The organism is Caulobacter sp. FV2ps19 (genome assembly GCF_058681035.1).
The window spans coordinates 2,082,698-2,101,003 of sequence record NZ_CM178729.1 but is presented as its reverse complement, the minus strand read 5'-3'; the positions used below and the strand labels follow the sequence as shown (position 1 = coordinate 2,101,003).

The window sequence follows — 18,306 nt, the reverse complement described above, 5'->3', positions numbered from 1 at the left end:
CCGTCAGGTCTTGAGGCGATAGCCGGTGCGGAACAGATGCCAGCACCACAGGAAAAGCCCCAGCGTCAAGCCCGCCGTGGTCAGGACGCCAACCAGGATCGAGCTGTCGGCGTGGTCGATGAAGCCGTAGCGGAAGCCGTCGATCAGATAGAAGAACGGGTTGTAGTGGCTGGCCGAGCGGAAGGGCTCGGGCAGCTTGTCGACCAGATAGAAGGTGCCCGACAGGAAGGTCATCGGCATGATCAGGAAGTTGGTCACCGCGGCCAGCTGGTCAAACTTCTCGGCCCACAGCCCCGCCAGAATACCGGCGAAGCCCAGGATCAGCGACGCGCCGACGCCGAAATACAGTACCGACCACAGGTGGGCGACGCTGAGCCCCGCGCCCGGCAGGACACCGATCACGATGGCCGTGACGGCGCCGACCACCACGCCGCGGGTCGCCGCGCCCAGGGCGAAGGCCAGCACCTGCTCCAGGGGCGACAGCGGCGGGGTTAGAAAGTCGGGCGTCAGGCCCATCATCTTGGCCTGGATCAGCGACGAGGACGCATTGGCGAAGGCGTTGTTGAGGATGGCCATCATGATCAGGCCGGGAGCCACGAAATGGCCGAAGCTCACCCCGTCCACGGCCTGGCGGGCAGGTCCGACCGCGACCACGAACACCAGCATATAGAGCAGCGTGGTCACCACCGGCGCCGCCACGGTCTGGGTGCCGACCTTCCAGAACCGGCGGATCTCGCGCTGATAGAGGGTGAAAAAGCCGCTCCAGTTCCAGCCGTGATAGTCGCGCGGCTGCGGCGGAACGACGCTGTCTGTCCTGTCTCTCATCAGCTCGGATCCCTTCAACACCTTGGCCATGTGCGCTTTGAGGCCTCCGGACGCAAGTCCGCCGCCTCCCGAATCAATATCTAGTTTCTGTGGACAGACCACCGGGCGCCCATTGTGTGTTTTAACGTTTTCTTTACGATATGTTGTAGGACGACCGCCGGCGGGGCGGTCGAAACACCAGATATAGGGCCTGAAGCTTGGGGAAGCTTCGGTTCCTGTTAGTGGCGGGAGACGGGTATGAGCTGGACCGACGATCGGGTCACGACCTTGAAGAAACTCTGGCTCGACGGGCTTTCCGCCAGTCAGATCGCCAAGCAATTGGGCGGCGTCACACGGAACGCCGTGATCGGCAAGGTGCACCGCCTGGGCCTTTCGGGCCGCGCCGCGCCCTCGCAACCGGCCCGTCCGGCCTTCAAGGCCCCGCGCCCCGCGCGTCCCGCCGCCCAGACCATGCCGTCCGCGCCGCGCCGGGTGGTCACCGAGCAGACCCCGGTAGCCGCCGCGACCACGTCGGTCTCGGCCGGCGTCGCGCCGCCGACCCTGCCGGTGTTCCGCGATGAGCAACCCGGTTCGGCCACTGTCCTGACCCTGGGCGCGCACATGTGCAAGTGGCCGATCGGCGATCCCTCGTCGGACGGCTTCACCTTCTGCGGCCGCCGCTCGTCGGATGGCCCCTACTGCAACGAGCATGCTCGGGTGGCCTATCAGCCCCAGCAATCCAAGAAGAAGGCCGGCCCGACCGAGCTGGCCCGCTCGCTGCGCCGCTACATCTAGCGGAGCGTGACAGCCGAAAGTGGACACCGGTTTCGGCGCCCGTCACGCGACCACTAAGACCGACCCATAAGAACAAGTCTCTCATGCGGCCCTCCCCGTTCGTCGGGGAGGGCCTTATGCTGTGCGGATGACCGACGTCGCCGCCCCTGATTCCAACGCGCCCGCCTATTCCGTTTCGGAACTGGCCTTCGCGCTGAAACGCACCCTGGAAGACCGCTACGGCTTCGTGCGGCTGCGCGGGGAACTGTCCAAGGTCACCCACCACGGCAATGGCCATGTCTATCTGACCATCAAGGACGACAAGGCGGCCATCGACGGTGTCGTGTGGAAGGGCTCTGTGCGCGGCCTGGGCGTGCGGCCCGAGCACGGCCTGGAAGTTATCGTCACCGGCAAGATCACCACCTATCCGGCCGGCTCGCGCTACCAGATCGTCATCGACAGCATGGAGGCTGCGGGGGTCGGCGCCCTTCTGGCCCAGCTTGAGCGGCTGAAGGCCAAGCTGGCCGGCGAGGGCCTGTTCGAGGCCAGCCGAAAACGCGCGCTTCCGACCATGCCGGCGGTGGTTGGCGTCATCACCAGCCCGACCGGCGCGGTGATCCGTGACATTCTTCACCGCATCCGCGAGCGCTGGCCCTGCCATGTGCTGGTCTGGCCGGTGGTGGTGCAGGGTGACCAGGCCGCCGTGCAGGTGGCCGGCGCCATTCGCGGCTTCAACGCCATCGCTTCGGGCGGGCCGATCCCCCGACCCGACATCCTGATCGTCGCCCGCGGCGGTGGGTCGGTGGAGGATCTGTGGGCCTTCAATGACGAGACCCTGGCCCGCACCGTGGCGACCAGCGACATCCCACTGATCTCGGCCGTCGGCCACGAGACCGACACCACGCTGATCGACTTCGTCTCCGACCGCCGCGCGCCCACCCCGACCGCCGCCGCCGAGATCGCCACGCCGGTACTGGGCGAGCTGCGGGCCCTGGTGTCGGACTATGACCGCCGCCTGAACCGCAGCGGCGCCCGGCTGATCGAGGATCGCCGCACGCGCCTGATCAGCGCCGCCCGCGCCCTACCCCGTCCGGCCGACCTGCTGGCCCTGGCCCAGCAGCGGTTCGACATCGCCGCCGGCCGGCTGGACGCGGCCCTGGGCCGCAACACCGCCGTCCACGCCCAGGCCCTGCTTCGGGTAACGGCCCGTCTGTCGCCCGAGGCCCTGGGTCGTCAGCGCCAGGCCAAGGCCGACCGACTTGGCGACCTGAGCCGCCGCCTGGACCTGGCCGCGCGCCGCGCCCCGGAACGGGCGGCCGAGCACGCCCGCCTCCCCGCCCTCTGGACCCGCCTGAACGCCGCCGGCGAGCGACGGCTGCGACGCGACGAAGACCGCCTGACAAGCCTGGAAAAGCTGCGCCAGTCGCTCAATCCCCGGCGCCCGCTGGACATGGGCTTTGCCCTGGTGCGCAAGGCGGATCGCTCGATCGTCCGCTCCGCCGCCAGCCTTGGGCCGGGCGACTGGGTGAGCTTGCAGTTCGGGGATGGCGACCGCAACGCGGTCATCGACGGCGGCGAAGCGCCTGTTTTGGCTGCGCCTCCACCGCCAAAACCAGCGCGCCCGAAGCCGACTACACCAAAACCTGATCAGGGCGACCTGTTCTAGAGGCCTACTCTGGCGTAGAAGGGGGTCATGAACGCTTACGATCGCGACCTTGGAAAACCCGACGGCTTGGCCATGCTGCACTATGGCGACGGCGAATTCGCCGTGATGTCCCCGGGCCGTTATGTGCTTTGCGGCGTCACCGGCGCCAAGATCGCGCTGGAGGCCCTGCGCTACTGGAGCCCTGAGCTGCAGGAAGCCTACGCCACCCCGGCCGACGCCCTCAAGCGCTGGCAAGAGAAGATCGCCTGAACCGTCGCGCCCTCCTCGCGGGCCTCGCCGCCAGCGGCCTGACCAGCATGGCGAGCGCCGCCGCGCCGGGCCTCAACCTGACAGGTCGCTTCGTCCAAGGCGGCTACGCCATCGGTCGCACCGCCCCGCGCGCTGTGATTGACCTCGATGGCGAGGTGATCGGTCCGGCTTCGGCCCAGGGCTGGTTCGTGGTCGGCTTCGATCGCGACGCGCCGCCCGTTGTACATATTAACATCACGACACCCGACGGCTCGGCCACCCACGAGGCGCAGATCGCCCCAGGCGACTTTGATATCCAGCGGATCAATGGCTTGCCCGCCAATCAGGTCGCGCCGGCCGATCCCGTCCTGCTGGCCCGCATCGCCGCTGAAAGCGAGCGCAAGTCGGCCGGCTTCGCCAGCCTCGCCGATCTGGACGCTTTTCGCAGCGGCTTCATTCTTCCGGTCGAGGGGGCCCGGCGCTCGGCCCGCTTTGGTGGCCAGCGCATCCTCAATGGCGAGCCTCGTCGTCCCCATTATGGGGTCGATCTGGCGGCGCCCGTCGGGACGCCCGTGCGAGCGCCGGCCGCCGGCGTGGTGGCCTTCTCGGAGACGGGGCTACATTTCGAAGGCGGCCTGATCCTCATCGATCACGGCCAGGGCCTGATCACGGCCTACCTGCATCTATCAAAAGCCCTTGTAAAGGCTGGAGATTCTGTAGCTCAAGGTCAAGTGATCGGCGCTGTCGGCAAGGAGGGGCGGGCCACAGGTCCTCATCTCTGCTGGCGGATGAAGTGGCATGGCCGCAACCTCGATCCATCGCTCATGGTCGGCGCAGAAGCCCCTCGCCTGCGGCCCTAGTTCGAGCTGCGAGCGCATCGATCGGACTATCCAACGTCGGGATCGCGTGCTTATTCGCCGGCGTTAGTAAGCGTGATGAGGAGACTTCCACCGTATGTCTGCGGAGCTAGCCAACCTGCGCTTTCTGCTGGTGGACGATAACCACCACATGCGCGCCATTGTCGGCGCTATCCTTCACGGCCTGGGCGTCAGGCATATGCGCGAGGCCGTCGACGGCGCCGAGGCGTTTGCCGCCTTGCGCGCGACGCCCATCGACATCGCCATTGTCGATTTCAGAATGTCGCCCCTTGATGGCGTGCAGTTCACCAAGCTGGTCCGCAACTCGCCAGACAGCACCGATCCATTCCTGCCCATCATCATGCTCACCGGTTTCGCCGAACGGCACCGCGTCTTCGAGGCGCGCGACGCCGGCGTCACGGAGATCGTGGCCAAGCCCATAGTCGCGCGCTCCCTGCTGGATCGGATCAACACGGTGATCTTCAAGCCGCGGCCGTTCATTCGTTCAGGCGACTATTTCGGCCCGTGCCGCCGACGCCGCGACGAAGTCAGATACGCCGGACCGTTCCGACGGGCCAGCGACCCCCAGCACCACGACGCCCTCGAAATCTAGACTTCGTCTTCCTGAGCGGCCAGGGCGGCATAGACCTCGTTGGGCCATCGACGATGCACCCAGAACCACTCGGCCGGTCGCTCGCGGATGCGCTCTTCCATAAAGGCGTTGATCATCCGAACGCCGGTCTCGATATCCGCCGAGCGGTCACCCGTGTTTGGCGGCACGATCGGGTCGTGGACCACAGCCCGGAACCGGGCGCCCTTGATCCGCTGCACCGACATGGGCTGCAGCACCGTGCCAAAGCGAATGGCCAATCGCGTCGGTCCCGGCGCAGTGCGCGCGTCGTGGCCGAAGAACGGGGCCGCCACGCCGCTATTGAATTTCTGGTCGTTCATCAGGGCGACTGACCGCCCCTCCTTCATCCCTTTCAGGAGCTCACGCGAGCCGTCGCCCCCCTTGGGCGCGAAGAGGCGCACGCCGTAGCGGAAGCGGCTGTCCTTGATGCGCTTGTCGACATAGGGATTGTTGGCGGCGCGATAGGTCATCTCGCAGCTGACGCCGGAATCGACGATGGCGGCGGGCATGACCTCCCAGTTCGACAGGTGACCCGAAACAAACACCACCGGGATCCGCTTCTCGGCGATCTCGGCCAATCTCTCCTTGTTGACCACCTCGACCCGGCCGGTGGAGGGAAGGATCTTGTCCATCAGCGGGAATTCGGCGAATGACCGGCCCAGGCCGTCCCATTGCTCAACCAGGGCCTGGGCGCGCCAGGCGGCGTCCTTTTCCGGGAACGCCAGCTTCAGATTGCGCTCGGCGACCTTGTGCGCCCCGCTCAGCGGACCGAAGGTTCGGCCCAGCCAACCGCCTAGGTTCGACGCCGCGTCCACGCCCAAAAGGCGAAACAGGCCGATGAAAAGGTCAAAGCCCAGCGCTTCTAGGCGCCAAAAGAGATCCTGGGCCCAAGGCCGACGTTTATCCGACATGCCTCTTTAGTAGGCTGGCTTACACGCCGCGCGCAACGCCGCTTCGCCCGGCACGCGACTTGCGGCTGTCAGATCGGACCGTTCCGTTTCGGGACGCTCGATACTAGCGGGGGAGGCTTGGCTTCCATGGGGAACGACATCGACGTGCATCTGGGCAAGCGTCTTCGCCGTCGCCGCCGGCTTCTGGGTCTGACCCAGCAGCAACTGGCCGGCGCGGTGGGCGTGCGATTCCAGCAGATCCAAAAGTATGAATGCGGCGCCAATCGCATCTCGGCCGCGCGCCTCTGGCAGCTGTCCGAGGCGCTGGAAGTGCCGGTTGGCTATTTCTATGACGGCCTTTCCGACCAGGTTCGTCGCGAAGCGGCGGGTGAGGCCGAAGGCGGTGAGATGTTCGCACGCAAGGAGACGCTGGATCTGATCCGCGCGTACTACCTGCTGGGTGAGCGTCCGCGTCGCCGCCTGCTGGACCTGGCCAAGTCTCTGAACGGCGGCGAACACGCCGACGCTTAGTCCACCGCTGAGTTTGGCGCGTAGTCTAAGGTAGCGTACGTGCGGCGGGGGCGTTACACCCCGCCCATGACGCTTTCCGCTGACCAATTCGCGGCGCTCGACGCCTTTGTCATCGACCTGAACCGGATTTCGTCCGACGTGATCCTGCCCCTGTTTCGGGCGGATCACGGGCTAGAGGACAAGGGCGCCGGCAAAAACCTGCCGCGCACGACCCACGCCGGCTTTGATCCGGTCACGGAAGCCGACCGCGGCGCCGAGGCGGCGATTCGGCGACGGATCACCGAGCGCTATCCCGAGCACGGCGTGATCGGCGAGGAATACGGCGAAGACCGCCCCGACGCCGAGTTCGTCTGGGTGCTCGATCCCATCGATGGTACGCGCGCCTTCATCACCGGCCTGCCCCTGTGGACCACCCTGATCGGTCTGCGCCATCAGGGACGTCCCGTTCTGGGCTCCATCGGCCAGCCCTATATGGGCGAGATCTTCATCGGACATGCCGGCGGCTCGCGCCTGGTCTCGCGCGGCCACAGCCAGCCGATCAAGGTCCGCGAATGCGCCGACCTGACCGACGCCGTCATCTCCACCACCGATCCCGACGCCTGTTTCGACGGCGCCGAGCGCGCCGCCTGGCTGCAAGTGCGCGCCGCCGCCAAACTGGCCCGTCTGGGCTGCGACGCCTATGCCTACGCCATGGTGGCCATGGGCAAGATGGACATGGTGATCGAGGCCGGCCTGCAGTCCTGGGACATCGAGGCGGCCATCCCCGTGGTCGAGGGAGCCGGCGGCCTCGTCACCAACTGGCGCGGCGAGCCGATCGGCCAGCATGGCGGCCAGATGGTGATCTCGGGCGACCGTCGACCGCTGGACGAGGCGCTGGTTAGCCTGCGACGGTCGGCGAAGTAGTCAGACGCGGCGCGACTGGGTTCACCGTCTGATCAAACGCCGTCCAGAACTGCGCCCGCAGGTCATCCCGCTCGATCAGGATCTCGTGGAACGCGCCTTCGACCTCCAGATACCGCCCCTGGGGGATACGGCTGGCGATCGACTTGAGGTCGGCGTTCAGCACGCGGGTGTCGAGGCCGGCCGCGACGATGGTCACCGGGATCGTGATACCCTCGACGCGCGGGCTGCGGCGCAGCCAGGCGCAGGCCGAGAAGGCGAAATCCACCCAGCCCCAGGTGACACCGCCCAGGGCCAGATCGCGGCAGGCCAGAATCTGGGCGCGGTAACGCTCGTAGCGCGCCCGGTCATGGGTCAGGGCGTCGGTGGCGAAGCTGTCGGCGAACGGGTCGCTGACCTCTCCAAGGGTATAGTCGCCGGCGAACCCGGCGCGGGCCATGATCCAGGCCAGGGCGCGCGACGCGCGGGGCGGCCGTCGACCAGTGTCGACACCCAGCATCGGGGCCGACAGCACACAGGCCGCGAAACGTCCCTCGCCCCGCGCCAGAGCCAGGGTGGTCAGGCAACCGCCCATGGAGTGTCCCAGAGCGATCCAGGGTTTGGGAAAACGGTCTTCGAACGCATCCAGCAGCGCGGCGTAGTCCGCGAGGAACGGCTTGAAGCCGGTGGCGTGCCCTTTCAGGCGGTCGGGCAAGGCGCGGGCTGACAGTCCCTGCCCTCGCCAGTCATGGGCCAGCACGGCAAAGCCCCGCGCCAGAAGGTCCTGAACGACCTCGTAATATTTCTCGATGGGCTCGGTCCGGCCGGGACTGACGATCACCGAGCCGCGCGGCTTGCCCTCGGGGAAAAAGCAAGCGGCGCGGAGGGTCACCCCATCCGCGCCGACAAACCATTCCGCCGTTCCGTGGTCGGGAACCGGCGCCTCAGGGATCGAAACCAGAGGCGCGCCGCCCGACACGGTATTTAACGCATCTTGCCGAAGAGGGCCGCCATCTTGGCCTGCAGCGCCATCGCCACGCCCATGTCCGACAGTTTCAGCTTGCCGGTCATCACCGCCATGGTGGGATCCAGCGAGCCGGCGCCGATGGCCAGCAGATCGTCCATGCTCAGGGTCATGACCAGATCGGCGGGCTTGTCTTCATTGGTGACGGAACCGCCGTCGATGTGCACGACGCCGGCGTCCTTCAGGTCGAACTTCAGGCTCTTGCCCAGGCCGCTGTCGTCGCCTACGGCGCCTTTGATACGATCGGTGATTTCTTGCAACGTGGCCATGAGTGCTTTCTCCCTCAGTGTTTCGCGTAGTGGTTGACGATAGCTAGACCGGGCGACGACGGTATGTAAACACCGTTCAGAACCGCTCTGGCCTATTTCTTTCGATCGTAGAACCCGACCTTAGTCGGGCTTTTTGTCAACTTTACCCTTGCGGCGCCCTTGAAGTCCTCCGGACGAAAATACGGGGTTTCCTTGATCAGGGGCAGAGGTTGCGTGCGGCCATCGGCGAAGACGGCGACGCCGCTTCCAGCCTGGACAAAGGCGATGCCGGTCATTTTCGGGGCCATCAGGCTCAGTGGTCCCGCCACCTTGCCGATCACCGTATTGGCTTGGACCACGGTGGCCTCGAGATCCCGCGCCTCATACTCGGTCGCCGGGTTCAGTTGCGTCGCAAAGTTCAGGCTCGTGCCGACCTTCGCATCCTCTGGCAGATCGAGCGACAGCAGGGCCCCGCCCTCAAGCTGGGCCAGGGTTGGCAGGCGCTCAAAGCCCCCCGCGCCATTCACCGGCAGAGGCGTCCGCGCGCCGCTCGCCTCGACCAGGGTCGCCTTGAGGTTCGCCAGCGGCTTGTTGTCCCGGCTCAGCGTATAGCCCAGGCGCACCCGGGCGCGTTCGGCCGCGGGCAGTTTCAGGAAGCGCTCAAGATAGGGAAAGGCCTTGGCGGCAGGGCCAACCTTTTCCGCCAGGGCGGGCGTGGCGATCGCGGCGATCAGGGCCACGGCGACCAAGCCGGTCTTGAGGGCGCTCATTTGGGCTTCATGAACTTGAGGGTCATGCGGTCGCTCTCGCCGATGGCGTCGTACTTGGCATGGTCAAAATCCGGCTCTGCGGGCTCGCCCCGCGGCGCTGAAAGGCGGGTGGGCGGCAAGGTCCAGACGCCGAACGGATGATCCTTGGTGTCCTTGGGATTGGCATTGATTTCACTGGAGTCCACCAGAATGAAGCCCGCCTCCTTGGCCAGTTGCACCACATAGGCTTCCTGGACATAGCCATCGGCCGCCAGCACGTCCTGAATGCGCCCGACTTCGCCGCGATGCTCCTCGACCCCCAGGATACCGCCAGGCTTCAGCGCCGCCAGCGCGTCCTTGAAAGCCTTCTCGGCGATGCCCCCCGCCATCCAGTTGTGGACGTTGCGCAAGAACAGCACCAGATCGGCCGAACCGGCCGGTGCGACCGGCCCACTGGTGGGGCCAAACGCCGTGATCTCCATCTTGCCGTAAAGCTTGGGAGTCTCGGAAACCTTGCGCCGATACTCTTCAACGATCGCCGAGGCCGACGGATCGTTTGGGTCGACCTGCAAGGTAGCCGCATAGAGTTTGCCGCCCGTGGCGCCCAGGAACGGCGCCAGAATATCCGTGTACCAGCCTGCCCCCGGCCAGAACTCCACAACAGTCTGCCCCGGCTTGAGGTCCCAGAACTTCAGGGTCTCGACCGGATGACGCCAGATGTCGCGGGCGCGATCGGCAGATGAGCGCCCACCGCCCGCCACAGCGCCCTCAATCGTGTTGGCGCCGCCCTTGGTTGGCGCCTTGGGAGCCTGGACCGCCTTCTTCTGTTCGCAGGCGACAAGGCCCGTCGCCGTCATGCCGGCGATCAGTCCGCGCCTGGACCAGTGGATATCCGGAAGCATCATTCCCCCTTAGGAAGCCGTCAGACTAGTTCGCGACCTTGGCAAAAAAGCGCCGGATCACGACGGCTTGCGAAAGCGCAGGGTCATCCGGTCGCTCTCGCCGATCGCGTCATACTTGGCGCGATCGAAGGTCGGGTCCGCAGGCTGCCCCCCTGGCGCGGTGCGCTTGACCGGCGGCAGGGTCCAGACCCCGAAGGGATGGTCCTTGGTGTCCTTGGGATTGGCGTTGATCTCCGACGTGGCGTCCAGCTTGAAGCCCGCCTTCTCGGCCAGGGCCACAACCGTCGCCGTGGACAGATAGCCATCGGCGCCGGCGCTGTTTTCAGGCTTCGGATCGGCCCGGTGGTCCTCGACGGCCAGGATGCCACCCGGCTTCAGCACCGCATAGAAATCGGCGAAGATCTTGTCGGCGACACCGGGCTGGACGGTCCAATTGTGGACGTTGCGCGCGGTGAGCACCAGATCAGCCGAACCCGCCTCGCCCAACGGCCCCGACGAGGCCCCGAAATTCGCGTAAGAGACCTTGCCGTAGCGGGTCTGGTCCGCAAAACGGGCTTCGAACGCCGCACGCCCTTTACGCGCGCCCTCCGACAACCCGGGATTGGTCAGATCGGCGACGCCGGCGATGTAGGTCCCGCCGGTGGCTTTGGCGTAAGGCGCGAGGATTTCGGTCCAGTAGCCGTTGCCAGGCGAAACCTCGATCACGGTCAGGTCCGGTTTCAAGCCCCAGAACGTCAGGCTTTCGTAAGGATGGCGGGCGCCGTCGCGCGCCACATCGGCGGCGGGCCGGTGCGGAGCGGCGACGGCGGCCTTGAGCGCCGCATCGGCGGCGAAGGCGGCGGGCGCTGTCAGGGTCAGAGCGGCCACTAGGATCAATACATGGCGACGGTGGGTCATTTTCAGGTCTCTTCCGCGTCAGGTGCGGGCGACCTTAACCACGGTCGGCGGGCGATCAAGCGATTAGCGACCGGCGTGCAATTCAACCCCTTGAAGTCGAAATCCCGCTTTCCCACCTGTCTATTCGAAGGCGCTGGTTATCCGGGCCTTCCGGACCACAGGCGATGCCGGTTTCGGGTCGCCAACGGTACGAAAATCAACACGACCTTGCTTGATAAGAAGGATGTGACCATGCGTACGATCGACCTTTCCCCCCTGTATCGCTCCGTTGTCGGCTTTGACCGGCTGGCCGCCATGATGGACGCCGCCGCGACCAATGAGGCCGCCTCGGGCTATCCCCCCTACAATATCGAACGCACCGACGAGAACGCCTATCGGATCGAGATCGCCGTCGCCGGCTTCAAGTCCGAAGAGCTGTCGATCGAGGTGAAGGAAAACCTGCTCACCGTCACCGGCCGCAAGGCCGCCAATGACGAGGCCAAGCGTTACCTGCATCGCGGTCTGGCCGAGCGTAATTTCGACCGCCGCTTCCAGCTGGCCGACTATGTGGTCGTGACCGACGCGGCCCTGGCCGATGGCCTGCTCTCCATCGCCCTCAAGCGCGAGCTGCCTGAAGCGCTGAAGCCGCGCACGATCGACATCAAGTCGGGCCCCGCGCCCCTTATCGAAGGCGAAAAGGCCGCCTAAGCCACGGCGTTCGGCCTGCGTTTGAGACCCCCCCCGACCTTGGCGGCGCAGCAATGCGCCGCCATTTTCGTTTGGGGCCATGCAGACATCGGCGCCATCGCCGCCGCCCAGATCAGAAGCGGCTATATGGCGTCGTCAAGGCCTCTCGTGCCCTGGCGAATGGCGCCCGTGAGGTCGACTTCCTTGAGAAGGGCGTTGGTGAAGTTGGCCCGCGAGAGGTCCGCACCGCTGAGGCAGGCCTGCCTCAGGTCGGCCCGGGCCAGATCCGCATTGGTCAGCAGCGCCCCTGTCAGATCGCTGGGCAATAGTCGGTCGCGCCCGATCAGCAGCGGCCCCAGTTGAGCGTCGCGAAGATCGGAGCCCGAGAGTTTGGCGCCTTTCAGGCGCGCCCCGCGCAGGTCTGCGTTGCGAAGATTGCAGGCGCGCAGGTCCGCGCCCTCAAGCTGGGCGCCCTGAAGCTGCACGCCCTCCATGTCGAGGCCATAGAACACCGCGCCCTTGGCCGAAAGGGCGGTCAGGTTGAACCCCCGAACGGACTTCAGATTGCGAAGATCGGCCTTGTCGAAGGCTGACGGCTTGCCCTCGGCGCCGCCGGTCTCGCACCAGCGCGCATGGTCGGCGATCATCTGCTCATAAGGCAGGTCACTGACGCTGGTGCCCGACGGCTTGTCGGTCAGAGCGCCTTCCATATTGGTGTCGTTGACGTTCCACGACTGGGTCTTGGCGCCGACCAGCACGGTGTTGCGCAAGTCCGCGCCCGCCAGATTGGCCCCTGACAGGTCAGCCCCCGCCAGATTGGCGCCGTTGAAATTGGCCTGTTTGAGATTGGCCCGGATCAGCTTGGCGTCCTTGAGGATGGCGTCACTGAAGTCGGCCTTGGAGGCCATGATGCCCGACAGACGTGAACGCTCGAGATTGGCGCCGGCCAGAATGGCCCCGGTCGCATAGGCCTCCCGATGCGTCGGCTCGAGCATCTTGTAGCCTTCCTTGCGATCAGCCGAGGCGATCGCACCTTCGCGAAGATCCGCCTCGAACAGGTCGGCCCCGGTCAGGTTGGCGCCGCGGAGGCTGGACCCGCGCAGATCGACACGGCGCATGGACGCGTCGGTCAGATTGGCGCCCTGCAAGTCCGCGCCGTACATGTTGGCGTTGTCCAGCTTGGCCTTGCGAAGGTCGCAACCGGCAAGCACGGCGCCGGTGAAATCGGCGTCGCACAGATTGCGGCCTGTCACCGACAGGCCCGACAGGTCGCAGAAGGCAAAGACCGCGCGCGCGCCGCCCAGCCGCGCCGACCACAGCCGGTCATGCTTGGCGCAGATGACATCCACGTCATATTGCGTCAGCCGACGGTACTCCTGGCTTGACGCTACGGGGGCGGTCATAATGCTCGCATCAATCCTGTACAGTAGAACCCGGGATCATGCGGGCCGGGCCTTAACGCCTTGTTCCCAATGACCAAGTGCGTCAACCGACCGCAGGTAGCGGCTGCGCGCGGCTTTCGTCCAGATAGCGTGCGGAAACCGGCTTGAGGCCCGCGTCCAAATCGATCACCAGCGGGTTGCCGGTGGGAATTTCCACATGGACGATTTTGTCATCCGGCACATTGAAAAGGTGTTTGACGATCGCCCGCAGCGAATTTCCATGCGCCGCGACCAGGATCGTCTCGCCGGCCGACAGCTTCGGCGCGATCTCGGCTTCCCAGTAGGGCAGCACCCGGACCAGGGTGGTGGCCAAGCTTTCGGTGGTCGGCAGCTCCTTACCGGCGTAGCGGCGGTCCTTGCTGAAGTCGTATTCGCCGCCCGGCGCCAGTTCCGGCGGCGGAATGTCATAGGACCGGCGCCAGATATTGACCTGGGCTTCGCCGTGCTTCTCGGCGGTCTCGGCCTTGTTGAGCCCGGTCAGGCCGCCATAGTGGCGCTCGTTCAGACGCCAGTCCTTGGTCACCGGCACAAAGCTCTGCCCGGCCGAGTCGAGCGCCAGGTTGCAGGTGCGAATCGCCCGGGTCTGGACCGAGGTGAAAGCGTCATCGATCTCCAGGCCCGCGGCCTTGATCAGTTCGCCGCCCTTGCGCGCCTGGGCCTCGCCTTCGGCGGTCAGATCAACATCCACCCAGCCGGTGAAACGGTTCTCGAGATTCCACTGGCTTTGGCCGTGGCGGAGCAGAACGAGGACGGGCATGGGGCCTCCTTGAGAATGTCACCGGCGGGCTAGGCCCCGACGCGCTTCCCGTCAAGCGCCCCCTCCCCGTCGTCACGCGGCATGCTATAGGCTGCTGCATGTCTGATCGCTTCTTCATGCCGCTCATGGCGCTGATCGCCCTGGCCCTGATTGCTCTGGCCATGGTCTGGCCGCAGGGCTATGGCGCGCGCTCTCCGGACCCCTTCGGCTCTACGCCGATCCAGCAGACGCCGGAAATGCGCGCCAAGATCGACCGCGAGAAAGACGGCGCACGCCGCCGCGCCGAAGAAGCGGTTCGCGCCGTCAAGGCCGCCGGCGGGACCGAGAAGTGAGCGCTTTCGACGCCGTCACCGTCGGTCAACGGGTCATACTGGGCGAGGCCGAAGCGCTGCGCACGCTGTCGGACACCCTGTCGGCGAGCTTTGCCCGCGCCGTCGAAACCCTGTTCGACGCCAAGGGGCGGGTGGTCTGCACCGGTATCGGCAAGTCTGGGCACGTTGCGCGCAAGATCGCCGCGACCATGGCCTCGACCGGCGCCCCGGCGATGTTCGTGCACGCAGCCGAAGCCAGCCATGGCGATCTGGGCATGATCGGCCAGGACGACGTCGTGCTGGCCTTGTCCAAGTCGGGCGAGGCGCGCGAGCTCTCCGACACCCTGGCCTATGCCAAGCGCTTCTCGATTCCGCTGATCGCCATCACCGCCGTGGCCGACAGCCAGCTGGGCCGCGCCGCCGATATCCTTCTGTTGTTGCCCGATGCGCCGGAAGCCACGGCGGAGGTCAATGCGCCGACCACCTCCACGACCCTGCAGATGGCCCTGGGCGACGCCCTGGCCGTGGCCTTGCTGGAGCGGCGCGGCTTCACGGCCAGCGATTTCCGGGTCTTCCATCCCGGCGGCAAGCTGGGATCGATGCTGCGCACCGTCGGCGACCTGATGCATGGCGATCAGGAACTGCCCCTGGTCGCCGCCGACGCCGCCATGCCCGACGCCCTGCTGGTGATGAGCGAGAAGCGGTTCGGCGCAGCCGGTGTGCTGGATGCGACGGGTCGATTGATCGGCCTGATCACCGACGGCGATCTGCGTCGTCACATGGACGGCCTGCTGGACCATCGCGCCGACGAGGTGATGACCCGCGCGCCCCTGACCATCGCCCCCCAGGCCCTGGCCGGCGAGGCGCTGAAGATCATGAACGAGCGCCGCATCACCGTGCTGTTCGTGGTCGAGGGTGATCGTCCGGTTGGCATACTGCATGTTCACGACCTGCTACGGGCGGGCGTGATCTAGGCGAAAACCACCTTTCGGCGATCTCTGTCATACGACAACGCTAGCGGCGGCCTGGCGGGGCGGCTAAAGCCCCCTCACAGCCTTTGAAGCGAGCCCCGATGTTCTCTGTTCCCCGCTCTGACCTCGTTCCCAACACCGCCGCCTATGAGAACGAGCCGCTGGTCAAGGCCACGGGCTTTCGGGAATATGACGCGCGCTGGCTGTTTGGGCCCGACATCAACCTGCTGGGCATCCAGGCTCTGGGCCTTGGGCTAGGCACCTATATCCAGGAACTGGGCCTGTCGAAGATCGTGGTCGGCCACGACTTCCGCTCCTATTCCAGCTCGATCAAGAACGCGCTGATCCTGGGCCTGATCAGCGCCGGCTGCGAGGTCCACGACATCGGCCTGGCCCTGTCGCCCACCGCCTATTTCGCCCAGTTCGATCTGGACATTCCCTGCGTGGCCATGGTCACCGCCAGCCATAACGAAAACGGCTGGACCGGCGTGAAGATGGGCGCCCAACGTCCCCTCACCTTCGGTCCCGACGAGATGGGCCGCCTGCGCGACATCGTGCTGGGCGGAGGCTTCGTCGAGCGCGACGGCGGCAAACTGATCCGCGTCGAGGGCGAGGCCGAGCGCTTCATCGCCGACGTCGCCAAGCGCGCCAGCATCACCCGTCCCCTGAAGGTGATCGCCGCCTGCGGCAACGGCACGGCCGGCGCCTTCGCCGTCGACGCCCTGCAGCGCATGGGCGTCAGCGATGTCATCGGCATGGATGTCGAGCTCGACTACACCTTCCCCAAATACAATCCCAACCCCGAAGACGTCGAGATGCTGCACTCGATGGCCGCCGCCGTGCGGGAGCATGGCGCGGACCTGGCCTTCGGCTTTGACGGCGACGGCGACCGCTGCGGCGTGGTCGATGACGAGGGCGAGGAGATCTTCGCCGACAAGATCGGCCTGATGCTGGCCCGGGATCTGGCCCCGCTGAACCCCGGCGCGACCTTCGTGGTCGATGTGAAGTCGACGGGCCTCTACGCCACCGACCCGATCCTGGCCGCCCACGGCTGCAAGGTGATCTACTGGAAGACCGGCCACAGCTATATCAAGCGCAAGAGCGCCGAGGTGGGGGCCCTGGCCGGCTTCGAGAAGAGCGGCCACTTCTTCATGAACGGCGATCTGGGCTACGGCTATGACTGCGGCCTGACCGCCGCCGCCGCCGTCCTGGCCATGCTCGACCGCAATCCTGGCCAGAAGCTGTCGGACATGCGCAAGTCCCTGCCCGTCGCCTTTACCTCCCTGACCATGAGCCCGCACTGCGGCGACGAGGTGAAGTACGGCGTCGTGGCCGACGTGGTGAAGGAATACCAGGACCTGTTCGCCGCCGGCGGCTCGATCCTGGGCCGCAAGATCACCGAGGTCATCACCGTCAACGGCGTGCGCGTCCACTTGGACGACGGCTCGTGGGTGCTGGTCCGCGCCTCATCCAACAAGCCCGAGATCGTGGTGGTGGTCGAGAGCACCAGCTCCGAAGACGACATGCGCGCCCTCTTCCGCCAGGAAGTGAAGCCGCGCCTGGGCGACCGGGTCGGGAAGTACAATCAGGAAATCTAGGCGCGTCGGGACCGCGCCAGGTCCGGGTTGCTCGGCGCGCACCAAACCCCTAGGCTGGCGATACGCTCGCCGAGATGATCGGCGCGCTCGACTCCAGGAGAATGCCTTTGCTCACCGCCTCTGCCTTGGACCGCTCCAGCGGCCGGCGTTGTTGCGCGTGCGCGTGATCCTGCGCTGACCGCTCGCGAAGCGATGAACCGACGTCTTTGACGTCACGTCATTTCATTCGAGAGCCATCATGATCCTGGAAACAAACGAAGACGACTATGCACGCCTGATCCGGGGGCAAGCCCCGCGCGATCTGCGCCTGGCCGACACGCCGATCGCACCGCCTGAAGTCCTGGAGATGCTTTTGGGAGTCGCCAAGCAGGTGAGCGAGACCTTCTCGCCGGCCTCCTGGCTGATCGTGGAGGATGGCGAGGTCGTGGGGCTATGCTCCATCAATCGCCCGCCTGAGAACGGCGCTCTGGAGCTCGGCTATGGCGTCGCGCCCAGCCGCCAGGGCCTGGGCTTCGCATGCCGCGCAGTCGCCGACATCGTGACCTGGGCCAGCGCCCAGCCCCACGTCTTGGCGATCACCGCTGAAACCGCGACCACCAACCCGGCGTCCCAGGCCGTTCTGCAACGCAATGCGTTCATCCAGACCAGAGAGCGGATCGATGAGGAAGATGGCCCGCTGATCTGCTGGAGGCGCTCAACCCGCTAGGGATCGTCTCGGAGCGGGCGCGGAGGCACATCTTCGCGCCCGCCAACCGCAGTGGAGCATGGCGGTGTCCATCACCGCCTCGGAGCATTCCGCTTGCATGACGGCCCAAACCCGGGCGATCTCGACGCAATGCGCCAGATGACGTCCATCGCCTTGATTTCAGCCCTCGGGCTCGCCGGACCGGCCCTGGCCGCCGATCCGGGCACGACCCAGCGCGGCGACACCCTGCGCGACGCGGTCACCGCGCCGCTGGAGGACCTGAACCTCAGGCAGAAGGACATTCCGCCGGTGCTTATCCGCGCGGTCGCCGATCCCTATGACGTCACGGGTCTGACGCGCTGTGAGCCCATTGCGGCCGAAATCGGCCGGCTCGATGCAGCGCTGGGGCCAGATCTTGATGAGGCGCCGCCACCCGACACGCGCTCGCGCGGCAAGAAGGTCGCCGACGGCGCCTGGACAGCCGGCGTCGCCGAGGTGCGTGACCAGACCCAGCACACCCTGCCCTTTCGCGGCTGGATCCGTCGCCTGACCGGCGCGGCCAAACACGACCGGGCCGTTCAGGAGGCCATTCGCTCGGGCGGCGTCCGACGCGGCTATCTGAAGGGCGTGGGCATGGGCATGAACTGCGCCCCGCCGGCCGCGCCCAGCTGGTTCGAGCCGGCGCCGCCTCCACCGCCGCCGCGCGCGGCCGTAGCCGAAACTCCTATCGAACGCCTCTTCGCCCTTTGGGAAAACTTCCTGTCCTGGGTCAAAGGCCTACTGGGCTAAACGAACG

General features: G+C 66.3%; 22 protein-coding genes. 13 read left to right on the top strand and 9 right to left on the bottom strand.

Annotated elements, in window-relative coordinates:
- Positions 1-3 precede the first annotated feature (3 nt).
- Entirely contained in the window at positions 4-825 is an 822-nt protein-coding gene (locus ACW18B_RS10040; RefSeq protein ID WP_492051528.1) for an ABC transporter permease, read from the bottom strand.
- Positions 826-1,062: 237 nt separating this feature from the next.
- Here ACW18B_RS10040 and gcrA point away from each other — a divergent pair, with 237 nt between their 5' ends.
- The 5 genes from gcrA to ACW18B_RS10015 all read left to right on the top strand — a co-directional run bounded on the left by gcrA (position 1,063) and on the right by ACW18B_RS10015 (position 4,942).
- Positions 1,063-1,599, top strand: coding sequence for a cell cycle sigma 70 cofactor GcrA (gcrA, locus tag ACW18B_RS10035; RefSeq protein ID WP_492051526.1), 537 nt, complete (start codon positions 1,063-1,065; stop codon positions 1,597-1,599).
- Between the two features lie 127 nt (positions 1,600-1,726).
- Positions 1,727-3,244: an exodeoxyribonuclease VII large subunit gene (xseA, locus tag ACW18B_RS10030; RefSeq protein WP_492051524.1), complete on the top strand. Its 1,518-nt coding sequence runs from the start codon at positions 1,727-1,729 to the stop codon at positions 3,242-3,244.
- 27 nt (positions 3,245-3,271) lie between these two features.
- The gene (locus tag ACW18B_RS10025) at positions 3,272-3,493 is read left to right on the top strand and encodes a DUF2093 domain-containing protein (RefSeq protein WP_492051522.1); all 222 of its coding nucleotides are present in this window, start codon (positions 3,272-3,274) and stop codon (positions 3,491-3,493) included.
- A gap of 47 nt (positions 3,494-3,540) precedes the next feature.
- A complete protein-coding gene (locus ACW18B_RS10020) occupies positions 3,541-4,332 on the top strand; it encodes a M23 family metallopeptidase (RefSeq protein ID WP_492051521.1) in 792 nt (263 codons plus the stop codon).
- Between the two features lie 94 nt (positions 4,333-4,426).
- Entirely contained in the window at positions 4,427-4,942 is a 516-nt protein-coding gene (locus tag ACW18B_RS10015; RefSeq protein ID WP_492051520.1) for a response regulator, read from the top strand.
- On the opposite strand, the gene ACW18B_RS10010 is transcribed toward ACW18B_RS10015, so the two are convergent.
- Positions 4,939-5,871 (bottom strand): lysophospholipid acyltransferase family protein, encoded by a 933-nt coding sequence (locus ACW18B_RS10010; RefSeq protein ID WP_492051518.1) that lies wholly within the window; start codon positions 5,869-5,871, stop codon positions 4,939-4,941. The genes ACW18B_RS10015 and ACW18B_RS10010 overlap by 4 nt on opposite strands.
- 117 nt (positions 5,872-5,988) lie before the next feature.
- Between ACW18B_RS10010 and ACW18B_RS10005 the strand changes: the two genes are divergently transcribed.
- Both ACW18B_RS10005 and hisN read left to right on the top strand, forming a co-directional pair.
- Positions 5,989-6,381, top strand: coding sequence for a helix-turn-helix domain-containing protein (locus ACW18B_RS10005; protein ID WP_492051516.1), 393 nt, complete (start codon positions 5,989-5,991; stop codon positions 6,379-6,381).
- Between the two features lie 66 nt (positions 6,382-6,447).
- Positions 6,448-7,284, top strand: a complete 837-nt coding sequence (gene hisN, locus ACW18B_RS10000) for a histidinol-phosphatase (RefSeq protein WP_492051514.1) — start codon at positions 6,448-6,450, stop codon at positions 7,282-7,284.
- On the opposite strand, the gene ACW18B_RS09995 is transcribed toward hisN, so the two are convergent.
- From ACW18B_RS09995 to ACW18B_RS09975, 5 genes are all read right to left on the bottom strand, one after another.
- Positions 7,259-8,239 (bottom strand): alpha/beta fold hydrolase, encoded by a 981-nt coding sequence (locus ACW18B_RS09995; protein WP_492051512.1) that lies wholly within the window; start codon positions 8,237-8,239, stop codon positions 7,259-7,261. The two genes, hisN and ACW18B_RS09995, sit on opposite strands and share 26 nt — an antisense overlap.
- 5 nt (positions 8,240-8,244) lie before the next feature.
- Positions 8,245-8,553, bottom strand: coding sequence for an SCP2 sterol-binding domain-containing protein (locus tag ACW18B_RS09990; RefSeq protein ID WP_492051510.1), 309 nt, complete (start codon positions 8,551-8,553; stop codon positions 8,245-8,247).
- A 92-nt stretch (positions 8,554-8,645) separates the two neighbouring features.
- Positions 8,646-9,302, bottom strand: coding sequence for a hypothetical protein (locus tag ACW18B_RS09985; RefSeq protein ID WP_492051508.1), 657 nt, complete (start codon positions 9,300-9,302; stop codon positions 8,646-8,648).
- Positions 9,299-10,186 (bottom strand): class I SAM-dependent methyltransferase, encoded by an 888-nt coding sequence (locus ACW18B_RS09980; protein ID WP_492051506.1) that lies wholly within the window; start codon positions 10,184-10,186, stop codon positions 9,299-9,301. The genes ACW18B_RS09985 and ACW18B_RS09980 overlap by 4 nt, the downstream gene beginning before the upstream one ends.
- Before the next feature lie 54 nt (positions 10,187-10,240).
- Positions 10,241-11,080 (bottom strand): class I SAM-dependent methyltransferase, encoded by an 840-nt coding sequence (locus ACW18B_RS09975; RefSeq protein WP_492051504.1) that lies wholly within the window; start codon positions 11,078-11,080, stop codon positions 10,241-10,243.
- A gap of 231 nt (positions 11,081-11,311) precedes the next feature.
- Between ACW18B_RS09975 and ACW18B_RS09970 the strand changes: the two genes are divergently transcribed.
- Positions 11,312-11,767, top strand: coding sequence for an Hsp20 family protein (locus tag ACW18B_RS09970; protein WP_492051502.1), 456 nt, complete (start codon positions 11,312-11,314; stop codon positions 11,765-11,767).
- A gap of 122 nt (positions 11,768-11,889) precedes the next feature.
- Here the strand turns inward: ACW18B_RS09970 and ACW18B_RS09965 are convergent, their stop codons facing one another.
- Together ACW18B_RS09965 and gpmA are read right to left on the bottom strand one after the other, a co-directional pair.
- Positions 11,890-13,149 carry a pentapeptide repeat-containing protein gene (locus ACW18B_RS09965; RefSeq protein ID WP_492051500.1) on the bottom strand — a complete coding sequence of 420 codons (1,260 nt, stop codon included), beginning with the start codon at positions 13,147-13,149 and terminating at the stop codon, positions 11,890-11,892.
- Between the two features lie 82 nt (positions 13,150-13,231).
- Positions 13,232-13,945: a 2,3-diphosphoglycerate-dependent phosphoglycerate mutase gene (gpmA, locus tag ACW18B_RS09960; RefSeq protein ID WP_492051498.1), complete on the bottom strand. Its 714-nt coding sequence runs from the start codon at positions 13,943-13,945 to the stop codon at positions 13,232-13,234.
- Positions 13,946-14,043: 98 nt separating this feature from the next.
- Between gpmA and ACW18B_RS09955 the strand changes: the two genes are divergently transcribed.
- From ACW18B_RS09955 to ACW18B_RS09935, 5 genes are all read left to right on the top strand, one after another.
- Positions 14,044-14,277, top strand: coding sequence for a hypothetical protein (locus ACW18B_RS09955; RefSeq protein ID WP_492051496.1), 234 nt, complete (start codon positions 14,044-14,046; stop codon positions 14,275-14,277).
- Positions 14,274-15,230 (top strand): KpsF/GutQ family sugar-phosphate isomerase, encoded by a 957-nt coding sequence (locus ACW18B_RS09950; protein ID WP_492051495.1) that lies wholly within the window; start codon positions 14,274-14,276, stop codon positions 15,228-15,230. Before ACW18B_RS09955 ends, ACW18B_RS09950 begins: the two co-directional genes overlap by 4 nt.
- A gap of 98 nt (positions 15,231-15,328) precedes the next feature.
- Positions 15,329-16,825, top strand: a complete 1,497-nt coding sequence (locus tag ACW18B_RS09945; protein ID WP_492051493.1) for a phosphomannomutase/phosphoglucomutase — start codon at positions 15,329-15,331, stop codon at positions 16,823-16,825.
- Positions 16,826-17,063: 238 nt separating this feature from the next.
- Positions 17,064-17,531 (top strand): GNAT family N-acetyltransferase, encoded by a 468-nt coding sequence (locus ACW18B_RS09940; RefSeq protein ID WP_492051491.1) that lies wholly within the window; start codon positions 17,064-17,066, stop codon positions 17,529-17,531.
- A 129-nt stretch (positions 17,532-17,660) separates the two neighbouring features.
- Positions 17,661-18,299 carry a hypothetical protein gene (locus ACW18B_RS09935; RefSeq protein WP_492051490.1) on the top strand — a complete coding sequence of 213 codons (639 nt, stop codon included), beginning with the start codon at positions 17,661-17,663 and terminating at the stop codon, positions 18,297-18,299.
- The last annotated feature ends 7 nt before the right edge of the window (positions 18,300-18,306 follow it).